The following is an 8,146-nucleotide window of genomic DNA, read 5'->3' as shown; positions in this document are numbered from 1 at the left end:
GTGCCAGCAGGCGCAGGCTGATGCGTACGTCCTGTTCCGGGGGTGGCAGTGCGGGCGGCGTGGCCACCCAGTGCACCAGCAGCAGCAAGGGCAGCAGGTGCAGGCCGATGCTGATAACAACGGCCTGCCAGTGGTGGCCACGCTCAGTCATCGCCCAGCACCCACAGCAGGTCGGCATCGCTCGCATCGACCTGTTCGCCTGGAGATGCCAGCACGATCACCAGCGCCGGGGTACCCGGTGGCAGATGGCCCGGCACGCCGGTACCGCGCAGTACATGCCAGCGCCCGGCGACCAGCAGGGCCGGGGCCGGCGCATCGGTCAGTACCTGTGCCATGCGGCGATCGCGGGCGTACTGTACGGCCAGCATCCCGTCCAGCATCGGTGCCGCATCGGCATGCTGCGCCAGCACCACCGCCGACAACCGTTGCCGAGCCGCAGCAACCGGAAATGCTACTGGTTCTGTAGAGGCCAGCAGGCGGTTGACCTCGGCGCGCGACAGGTTGCCGCCGACCAGCGCAATGCCCGCAGCCGTGGCGTCCTGCACCAGCCCGCCGTAGGCGGCCCACGGCCAGCGCGCGTCCCAGTCCAGCAGTTCCTGCAGGCGTGGGCCCTCGGCCTGGTTGCCCTTGGCCAGCCAGCGCTGTACCCGCTGCAACCGCGGTTGGCGTTCGCTGGCGATCATCTCCATCACCAGCGCCCTCTGGGGGCGCTGCTGGTGCAGTGCCTGCAGCAACCAGCGCTGGCCGGCATGGTCGCCCGCAAGGTCATGACGCTCGCCCAGCAGCAGTCGCTGCGCGCCGGCCGCACGCTGGATGAACATGGACTCGTCCAGCGGCTGGCCGCTGGCCAGGTCGATCACTTTGCCGGGCATCGGCTGTGCGCTGGCCAGGGAGGTCAGCGCAAGCAGGCACAGCGGCAGCCAACGGCGGCTAGAACGCCACATTGACGCCCATCGAGACGGTGCGGCCACGGCCGTTGCCGCGGTCAAGGATCGGGCTGAAGATGCTGTCGATCGAGGCATTGTTGTCATAGGCCTTGTTCTGCAGGTTTTCGATGTTCAGCCACAGCGTGGTGTTGGGCTGGGGCTTGAAGCTGGCGTAGAAGTCCAGCAGCACGCCGGTGCCGCCGGTCTTGCGGGTCTGGAAGAAGTCGTAGCCTTCCTCGGTGGGACCGGAGTACTCGGCGCGCAGGCCGGCCTGCACGCGCTGCTGCCACCAGCGGCCGCCGACGTCCAGCGTCCAGTAGCGGTCGGGCAGGGCGGTGATGTCTTCCAGGTTGACGAACTCGATGGCCGGCGCGCTGGTCTGCGAGCGGGTCCAGCTGAGGGTGGCGTGGTAGTGCTCGCTGGCGTAGTGCGCCTCCAGCTCGATGCCGCGCATGCGCACGATGCCCTGGTGGTTCATCCAGCGCGTGGTGGTACTGAAATCGTCGGCATCCAGCGTATCGGTCCAGGCATTGAGCTGCGGATCGCTATCGATCGGCACCACGAACGGCGCCACTTCCGGCGGATGCACGATCAGCAGGTACTGCGGCTTGATGTAGTCGCGGATGCGGTTGTCGAAGCGGGTGATGCGCAGCTGGGCCAGGTCGCCGTCGACCAGCAGCGAGTCGGTGCTGAGGTTGGCGCCGAACTGCAGGTTGCGCGAGCGCTCGCGGCGCAGGAACGGATTGGCGCCTACGCCGTCGGCATCGCTCATGCCCTCCAGCGGAATCTTCTCGAAGAACATTTCCTGCACCCGCGGCGGCCGCGAGGTGCGCGAGACTTCGGCGAACAGCTGCAGCCAGTCGGTCGCCTGCAGAGAAACCGCCAGGCTGGGGCTGAGTGCACGCTCGGTGCGGCGCACATCGATGTTGCCGCCGTTGATCTCCGCGCACTGGCCCGGCACCTCGGAACAGCCGGGGATATGGCCACGGATGCCGTAGCGGTCCTGGCGCAGGCCGGCGGTCAGTGCATAGATGTCGTACTGCAGTTCCAGCGTGCTGAACACGCTGTCGAGCTGGCTGCGCCCCTGCGGGTTGGCGCCGCGCAGGGTAGGCGTGTCGGCCACGAAGATGTCCGACTGGTGCTTGATGCCGGTGTTCCAGCGCGCCTGCAGCGCGCCGATGTCGAAGCGGCTGGTGTTGTCGAGGGTCCAGCTGCTCAGGCTGCTGTGGGTACGGCGGCCGATGTAGCTGGAGTCCTCCACCGGCGGGTAGAACAGCCGGGTCTTGTTGCTGGCGAAGGTCGCACGCAGGTCGACCCACGGGGAGTAGGGCGTGTAGTGGTAGCTGGCGCGCTGGTTGCGTGCGGAAATCTGCCACGGGTAGTTGTGGTAGAAGTCGTTTTCGTAACGCATGTGGCTCAGGTCGAGCCGATGCTGGTCGCTGGGCTGCAGGCGCGCTTTCAGCAGCCAGCTGCTGGGCTGCTGGCTGCCAGGGTCGGCCCTGTTGGTCTGCCCGCGTGCCGTCGCGTATTCGCCGCTGCGGCTGCTGCTGGCGGCGGCGAGCAGGCCGAACTGGCGGTCGCCACCGTCTTCGCTGTGGCGCCATGCGCCGGCGAAGGTGCGGCCACTTCCATAGCCGTTGTTGCCATGCCGGTAGCCTGCACGCAGGCCCCAGTCGCGGCCTTCGCCAAGCAGATCGTCGATGTCCAGGGTGCGGAAGTTGGCGCTGCCGGCCAGCGTACCGGCGCCATCGCCACCGGCGACCGCCCCGCGCTGCACGTCCACGCCGGCCAGCAGGAACGGATCGACGTAGGCGAACGGGCCACCCGATCCATGGCCGGCGTTGTTGCGGAAGGTCTGGGTGACACCGTCGATCATGGTGTTGACCCGGCCGGCGCCGGTCATGCCGCGGATGTTGACCTGCAGGCCGGGCTGGCTGCGCGAGTGGAAGCTGTGGGTTCCGGGCATCGAGCGCAGCAGGCTGTTGCCATCCTGACGCTCGGCCATCGCCACCCGCTCACTGCCTACAGCGGGAGCGAAGCCATCGCGGGTGGCGGGCACGTACTGGCTGGCGCCGGTGCCTGGCGCCTGGCCATGCGCGGTGTCGCCCTGAACGCGCAGCGGCCCGGTGCGGCGGCTGCCGTCGCTGCGTTCGGCGGGCGCCGGCTCCAGGGTGGCGCGACGTGCATCGATGAAGCGTGGGCGCAGGCCACTGCCGGCCAGCAGGCGTGACAGCGCCTGTGCGTCATCGAAGTCACCGCGCAGGGCTGGTGCAGGATGGCCGGCGGGCAATGCCGCGCCGATCACCAGGTCGACGCCGGTCAGGCGGCTGTACGCATCCAGCGCGGCGGCCAGCGGCTGCGCGGGCAGATCATAGGTGCGGGTGGCCACCTGCGCGTGGGCGCTGGAGGGCAACAGCGGAACCGTGCTGGCACAGGCCAGCGACAGGGCAAGAACAAGGGGGCGGTGGCACAGCATCGAAGACTCCAGGGGCTGACGCAGAGCGTCGTCATCCTGGGTAGACGCAGCGGCAGGCCCGATGTCAGGGCGCATCAGCATGTTCCCTGCGCGGCGGCAACCAGACCTGCACGCCCGCGCCCAGGCGCAGCACGCGCACGTGCAGCTGCGCGGCCAGTTGATCGCGGTTGCTGGCTGCGCCGTCGGCACTGCCCAGCAGGGTGACCGGTTGCTGGCGCAGGCGCGCGCCGATGATCCAGGTGTGCCCGCCGTGCCAGCGGTCCAGGCCTTCGGTGACATCGGCGAGGGGGGCCGAGACCCAGTGCAGGCGTCGTTCGCGCCAGGCAAGGCCGCCGCTGTCTGCCGGCTGGGCGGCAGGCGGTGACTGTCCGTTGAAGCGTACCTGTTGCCCCTCGGCCGCCTGCACGGTCCCGCTGCCGTCCTCTACCCGGACGCGATGTTCGGTGACCGTGACCCTGCTGCTGTTGCCCTGCACGACGAGGTCGAAGGCAGTACCCAGCGCAGTGACCGTGCCATGCGGCGTATGCACCTGGAACGGCCGGCGGGCGTCGGCAGCGACCTTGAACCAGGCCTGGCCGCGTTGCAGCTGCAACTGGCGATGTTGCCCATCAACGCGCACATGCACTTCGCTGCCTGGTGACAGCAGGACATGCGAACCGTCCGGCAGCGCTTCGTCGCGGATTTCGCCAGCGGCGGTGCGCAGCACCTGCGCGGCCGGCGGCGGGGCAGGGCGGCCATACAGTCCAAGCGCGCACAGCAGCAGCACCGCAATACCGGCTTCACCCAGGTGGCGGCGGCGCCGGCGTTGCTGCTGGCGCTGAAGGCTGGGGGTGGCGGCACCGGCCTGCCACAGCTGCTGCAGGTGCTGGTACTGCAGGGCATGGCGCGGGTCGGCCTGGCACCATTGATTGAACGCGTTCTCATCGCGTTCGCCGTCGTGCCCATCCAGCCACCAGCGGGCGGCTTCGCGTGCGATGGTGTCCTGGCTCATGGGCCAGGTACCTGCTGCAGGGCGACCAGGGCGCGCAGCAGATGGCCATGCGCGGTTTGACGGCTGATGCCGAGCTGGCGCCCGATCTCGGCCAGGGCCATCTGCTCGACACGGGCGAGCAGGAATACCTGGCGCGAGCGCGGTGGCAGCGCGGCGATGATCGCATCGAGATGACGCAGCTGCTCGGCGTCGAGCAGGCGCTGGTCCGGTAGCGGTGCGGGATCGGCGATGGCATGCAGCTGGGTGTCGTCCAGCGCCTCTTCGCGCCGGCGCTGGCGCTGCCGGTAGTGATCGGCGATCAGGTTGTGGGCAACGCGATACAGATAGGCGCGGCCATTGTTCAGCAGGCCGCTGGCGGCGACCTTGACGATACGCAGCCAGGTTTCCTGGACGACGTCATCGGCATCGCTGCGTTGCGGGAGTTTGCGGCGGACATGGGCGTGCAGCGGCCGGTAATGGGCCGCGCACAGCTGCGCGACATCCGTCGGTTCGACAGGCGTGGACACGGGGCGGGCGACAACTGGGAAAGGGAACAGCCCGCGGCGGCAAGGGCAGCGGCAGCACCTTACAGCAAAAGAGAATCATTTGCATCAATGGGCGGTCATCAGCCAGTGATGGACCCGCCAGCCGTTGGCCGGCATGCCCCCAAACGGGTCAGAGGTCGCGGTACTGGATCTGCGCGGCGAGCACGCGCAGGCCGTCAGCGTTGCTGGACAGGATGCGCTCCTCGCCGATACCTTTCTGCCGCTTCAGCTGGAAGCCCTGTTCGCTGGGCAGCCGTGCGGCGATGACGTCCATGCGCAGCAGGGCGTCGGGGCCGCTGCAGTCGAAGTGGCCCCAGTAGGCGCCATCGCGGTAGACCTGCAACCGGTAATTCATCGTGGCATCTCCGGCAGGTCCTGCAGCCAGTGGTCGAACATCGCGGTGGCGGCGGCTGCCAGCGGCGCACCATAGCGGCGCGCCTGCGCGCGCAGGTCGTTCGGGTCGATGCCGGCCTGGGCCAGTTCCAGGGTGTGGCCGATCAGCCAGCGTTCGAACTGGCGCGCGTCCAGCTCCGGATGGCATTGCAGGCCCAGCGCGTGCTGACCGATGGCAAATGCCTGGTGGCGGCAGGCGGGCGTGCTGGCCAGGCGGCGTGCGCCGGGCGGGAGTTCGAAGCCCTCACCGTGCCAATGCAGTACCGGAATGCCCTGCAGGGCCTGCAGGGGCGAGCGCTGGCCGTCATCGGTGAGCAGCAGTGGCGCGAAACCGATCTCCTTGCCGCCACTGGCAACGACGCTGGCGCCGAGCGCGCGCGCCATCAGCTGCGCGCCGAGGCAGATGCCGAGGGTTGGCCGCTGCTGCTGCAGGCGACGCCGCAGCAGGGCGATGCTGTCGGTGACGAAGGGATAGGTTTCTGTGTCGTTGGCACTGATCGGGCCACCCAGCACGACCAGCAGCTCGGCCGCTTCGGCATCGTCGAGCGGATCGACACCGGCCTGCAGCACCTGCAGCTGCCAGCCCTGCGCCAGCAGCAGCGGCGTCAGGGTGCCGAGATCCTCGAAGGCAACGTGCTGCAGGACCACCGCGTGCTTCATGCCGGTGCTCCGCTGTAGGGCCAGTAGAAACTGTCCGGGGTGGCGCGGGCGCCGAAGATGGCCTGGCCGACGCGGACCACGGTGGCGCCTTCCTCGATGGCGACTTCGAAGTCACCGGACATGCCCATCGACAGCTGCGAGAGGTCGAGGCCGGCGGGCGCAGAGCACTGCAGCTGGTCGCGCAGTTCGCGCAGGCGCACGAAGCAGGCGCGCACGCGCTCGACATCCGGGGTGAACACGGCCAGGGTCATCAGGCCGCGCACGCGCAGACGATCGAAGGCCGGCAGCTGCTGCACGAAGCCCTCCACCGCGCCGGGCTCGAGTCCGTACTTGCTGGGCTCGGCCGAGGTATTGACCTGCACGAACACCTCCAGCGTGCGATCTTCCACTTGCAGGCGCTGCTGCAGGGCCTCGGCCACGCGCAGGCTGTCCAGCGCCTGGAACTCGCTGGCGAAGCGCGCCACGTAGCGCGCCTTGTTGGTCTGCAGGTGGCCGATCACCGACCAGTGCACGCCCAGGTCGGCCATGGCCTCGGCCTTGCGCTGTGCCTCCTGGACCTTGTTCTCGCCCAGTTCGTGGCAACCAGCGGCCACGGCCATGCGGATGCGGGCGTCATCGACGGTCTTGCTGACCGGCAGCAGGCGCACGCTGGCCGGATCACGGCCAGCGCGGGCGCAGGCGTCGGCGATGCGCTGGCGCACGGTGGCCAGGTTGGCGGCGATCTGTTCAACAGACTGGGCCATGGGCCAGTCGGCGGCGGCAAGGGGCATGCGGGCACCTCCAATGCGGAATGGCCAGGGTGGGATACACTGGCACAGGACAAGAGTTATTTTGGCATAGGACAAAATGAAAATCACCGGGCATAGCGCCGAGTCGATCTTCGACAGCATCCGCGACGGCATCGGCAAGGGCCGCCTGCCGGCCGGCACCGTGCTGCCGGCGGTGCGTGAGCTGGCCGAGCAGCTGGGGGTGAACCGCAACACCGTGGCCGCAGCCTACAAGCGGCTGGACGCGGCGGGCCTGGCCAGCACTGCCGGCCGTCGCGGCACGGTGGTGCGCGGCTTGCCGTCGGCAATGGCACGCGAAGGAAGCACGCCGGGAGTGGCCCTGCATGACCTGGCCAGTGGCAACCCGGACCCGCGCCTGCTGCCGAACCTGCGACTGGCTCCGGCGGCGCCACGGTTGTATGGGGTGGGCACGGTCGACCCGCGGTTGCAGGCGCTGGCACGGGCCTCGCTGGATGCGGATTGCCCCGAGGGGTATGCGCTGGAGCTGACCCATGGCGCGGTCGATGGCATCGAGCGCCTGCTGGCGGCGTGGCTGCTGCCGGGTGATCGCATCGCGGTGGAAGATCCATGTTTCCTCGGCAGCCTCAACGTACTCAACGCGGTGGGCCATGCGCCCTTGCCGGTGGTGGTGGATGCGCATGGCATGCAGGTCGAATCGCTGCGTGCCGCACTGGAGGCCGGCGCACGCGCGGTGCTGCTGACCCCGCGTGCGCACAATCCGACCGGGGCCAGCCTGGATGCGAAGCGCGCACGGGCGCTGCGGCAGCTGCTTGCCCACTATCCGCAGGTGGCAGTGCTGATCGACGATCACTACGCGCTGCTCTCGCAGCAGACCTATCACTCGGTACTGCCGCTCGATGGCCGGCGCTGGGCGCTGTTGCGCTCGCTGTCCAAGCCGCTTGGCCCTGACCTTCGGCTGGCCTGGTTGGGCTGTGATGAGGAAACTGCGGCGCGGTTGCGGCTGCGGTTGGCCTCGGGCACGGGCTGGGTCAGTCATCTTCTGCAGGACGCGGCCACCTCGGTGCTGGGCTCGGCGTCGCAGCGGGCGAAGATCGCGTCGGCAGGCGAGCGTTACCAGCAGCGCCTGCAGTCGCTGCAGGAATTGCTCGTTGCACGTGGCGTGGCGACGCCGCAGCCGATGGAAGGGCTGAACCTGTGGCTGCCCTTGCCGGCCGACAGTCATCCGCAGGTGCTGGCGCTGGCCGCGCGTGGCTGGCATGTGCGCGCGGGCGAAGTGTTCGCGGTGGCGGCCCCCGGGCATGGCCTGCGCATCACCTGCGCGGCGCTGGGACCGGTGCAGCAGCGGCAGCTGGCCGATGATCTGGCGGCGGTGTCTGGACTGTAGAGTCGAGCTTGCTCGACTGCTCGTGCCAACAACAGTCGAGCAA

Annotated in this window: 8 protein-coding genes and 1 pseudogene; 1 reads left to right on the top strand and 8 read right to left on the bottom strand. The window is 69.1% G+C overall.

Translation table 11 applies throughout. The features are described 5' to 3' along the window. The 8 genes and pseudogenes from QRO93_RS21580 to QRO93_RS20710 form a co-directional block, all read right to left on the bottom strand. Nucleotides 1-151 (bottom strand): annotated as a pseudogene (locus tag QRO93_RS21580) (energy transducer TonB); the annotation flags it as partial. Then, nucleotides 144-944, bottom strand: a complete 801-nt coding sequence (locus QRO93_RS20740; RefSeq protein ID WP_053450067.1) for a ChaN family lipoprotein — start codon at nt 942-944, stop codon at nt 144-146. The pseudogene QRO93_RS21580 and the gene QRO93_RS20740, both read right to left, overlap by 8 nt. Then, nucleotides 931-3,402, bottom strand: a complete 2,472-nt coding sequence (locus tag QRO93_RS20735; RefSeq protein ID WP_180880236.1) for a TonB-dependent receptor — start codon at nt 3,400-3,402, stop codon at nt 931-933. Before QRO93_RS20735 ends, QRO93_RS20740 begins: the two co-directional genes overlap by 14 nt. Nucleotides 3,403-3,466: 64 nt before the next feature. Beyond that, nucleotides 3,467-4,393 (bottom strand): FecR domain-containing protein, encoded by a 927-nt coding sequence (locus tag QRO93_RS20730; protein WP_180880238.1) that lies wholly within the window; start codon nt 4,391-4,393, stop codon nt 3,467-3,469. Beyond that, nucleotides 4,390-4,899 carry an RNA polymerase sigma factor gene (locus QRO93_RS20725; RefSeq protein WP_053510851.1) on the bottom strand — a complete coding sequence of 170 codons (510 nt, stop codon included), beginning with the start codon at nt 4,897-4,899 and terminating at the stop codon, nt 4,390-4,392. The genes QRO93_RS20730 and QRO93_RS20725 overlap by 4 nt, the downstream gene beginning before the upstream one ends. A 148-nt stretch (nt 4,900-5,047) precedes the next feature. Next, nucleotides 5,048-5,272, bottom strand: a complete 225-nt coding sequence (locus QRO93_RS20720) for a hypothetical protein (RefSeq protein ID WP_053510853.1) — start codon at nt 5,270-5,272, stop codon at nt 5,048-5,050. Beyond that, the gene (locus QRO93_RS20715; RefSeq protein WP_180880240.1) at nt 5,269-5,970 is read right to left on the bottom strand and encodes a glutamine amidotransferase; all 702 of its coding nucleotides are present in this window, start codon (nt 5,968-5,970) and stop codon (nt 5,269-5,271) included. Before QRO93_RS20715 ends, QRO93_RS20720 begins: the two co-directional genes overlap by 4 nt. Further along, nucleotides 5,967-6,740: a YggS family pyridoxal phosphate-dependent enzyme gene (locus QRO93_RS20710; protein ID WP_180880242.1), complete on the bottom strand. Its 774-nt coding sequence runs from the start codon at nt 6,738-6,740 to the stop codon at nt 5,967-5,969. The genes QRO93_RS20715 and QRO93_RS20710 overlap by 4 nt, the downstream gene beginning before the upstream one ends. 76 nt (nt 6,741-6,816) lie before the next feature. On the opposite strand from QRO93_RS20710, the gene ptsJ reads away from it, so the two are divergent. Further along, nucleotides 6,817-8,103 carry a transcriptional regulator PtsJ gene (ptsJ, locus tag QRO93_RS20705; protein WP_180880244.1) on the top strand — a complete coding sequence of 429 codons (1,287 nt, stop codon included), beginning with the start codon at nt 6,817-6,819 and terminating at the stop codon, nt 8,101-8,103. Nucleotides 8,104-8,146: the final 43 nt, after the last annotated feature.

Source organism: Stenotrophomonas maltophilia group sp. Smal17, assembly GCF_030237045.1.
In the GTDB taxonomy this organism is placed as follows: Bacteria; Pseudomonadota; Gammaproteobacteria; order Xanthomonadales; family Xanthomonadaceae; genus Stenotrophomonas; species Stenotrophomonas forensis.
The sequence above is the reverse complement of the archived record's forward strand: the minus strand, read 5'-3'. Positions and strand labels throughout refer to the sequence as shown.

Excerpts from the sequence above, each read along its gene's own strand:
- QRO93_RS20740 (WP_053450067.1), bottom strand. The coding sequence starts at position 944 with ATGTGGCGTTCTAGCCGCCGTTGGCTGCCGCTGTGCCTGCTTGCGCTG.
- QRO93_RS20735 (WP_180880236.1), bottom strand. The coding sequence starts at position 3,402 with ATGCTGTGCCACCGCCCCCTTGTTCTTGCCCTGTCGCTGGCCTGTGCC.
- QRO93_RS20730 (WP_180880238.1), bottom strand. The coding sequence starts at position 4,393 with ATGAGCCAGGACACCATCGCACGCGAAGCCGCCCGCTGGTGGCTGGAT.
- QRO93_RS20720 (WP_053510853.1), bottom strand. The coding sequence starts at position 5,272 with ATGAATTACCGGTTGCAGGTCTACCGCGATGGCGCCTACTGGGGCCAC.
- QRO93_RS20715 (WP_180880240.1), bottom strand. The coding sequence starts at position 5,970 with ATGAAGCACGCGGTGGTCCTGCAGCACGTTGCCTTCGAGGATCTCGGC.
- QRO93_RS20710 (WP_180880242.1), bottom strand. The coding sequence starts at position 6,740 with ATGCCCCTTGCCGCCGCCGACTGGCCCATGGCCCAGTCTGTTGAACAG.
- ptsJ (WP_180880244.1), top strand. The coding sequence starts at position 6,817 with ATGAAAATCACCGGGCATAGCGCCGAGTCGATCTTCGACAGCATCCGC.